This window comes from Nonomuraea sp. NPDC049784 (assembly GCF_040659615.1).
GTDB lineage: Bacteria > Actinomycetota > Actinomycetes > Streptosporangiales > Streptosporangiaceae > Nonomuraea.
Window position 1 is genome coordinate 1 of the sequence record NZ_JBFAMX010001303.1, and the last position, 1,089, is coordinate 1,089.

A 1,089-nucleotide genomic window follows, 5' to 3' on the forward strand; every position below is an offset into this window, starting at 1 on the left:
GGGCGCAGCATCCACCAGCCGAAACCGCGGCCGCGCAACGAGGCGGAGGTCGCGTTCCTGGGCATCGGGCCGGGCGCCGAGCGGTGGCTGACCGAGGCCGGACCCGCCGGAGCCGTGCGCATCCGCGCCAAGATGGCCCGCGCCGTCGAGCTGGCTGCGGTGCTCGGCGCTGAACGTGTCGATGAGGCGCTCGGCCTTGCCGCGATCGCCGGCCGCTTCGCCGACGACGACCTGCCCGCCATCGTCGACCATCTGAGCGACCACCGGGCCGTTGGCGAACTCGTGCGCGCCGATGAGAGGCATTCGGCTCAGCCCGGCACCGCATCCTGGCAGGCCCTGGGCCAGTGACCACCCCACCACCTGCCCGGCCTGCGCGGCCGGGCGGGTGCCCGCGATGAGGAGAACCCCACCCATGACCTCGCCCACCCCACCGGCTCTGCCCGACGAACTTGACCGGCTGCTGCGCCGGATGCGCCTGCCCTACCTGCGCAAAGCCGCCCCCGACGTGCTGGCTACCGCCCGCGCTCAACGCTGGGACCCCGCCGAAGTCCTGCGCATTCTCATCCACGAGGAGGTCACCGGCCGCGACGCGGCCACCCGGCGGCTGCGTCGCACCTCGGCCAACTTCCCCACCGGCAAGACCCTCGCGTCCTGGCGACCGGAGGAATCCTCCATCCCCGAACCCACCCAGAACGCCCTGGCCACGCTGGAATGGATCGGCCGCGCCGAAAACCTCGTGATCGCCGGCCCGTCGGGCACCGGCAAATCGCACTTCACCGAGGGCCTGGCCCACGCGGCCATCGAGAAGGACCTACGCGTGGCCTGGTTCACCCTGGAAACCCTCACCACCACGATCGGCAAGGCTAAAGTCGACGGCTCCATCGCGCGCACCGTCGCCCGGATCTGCCGCGCCGACCTCATCGTCATCGACGACATCGGGCTGCTCCCGGCCGGAACCGACGCCGCCGAGGCGTTCTACCGGATCATCGATGCCGCCTACGAACGCCGCTCGATCGCGATCACCAGCAACATTCACCCGAGCGGGTTCGACACCATCATGCCCAAGACCCTGGCCACCGCCTCGGTCGA

Annotated in this window: 1 protein-coding gene and 1 pseudogene; both read left to right on the forward strand. The window is 71.2% G+C overall.

The genetic code is table 11. The features are described 5' to 3' along the window. Nucleotides 1-348 (forward strand): annotated as a pseudogene (locus AB0J09_RS65595) (IS21 family transposase); the annotation flags it as partial. A gap of 64 nt (nt 349-412) precedes the next feature. Further along, nucleotides 413-1,089 (forward strand): ATP-binding protein (locus AB0J09_RS65600; protein ID WP_360714707.1); only part of this gene is annotated, 677 nt, incomplete at its 3' end.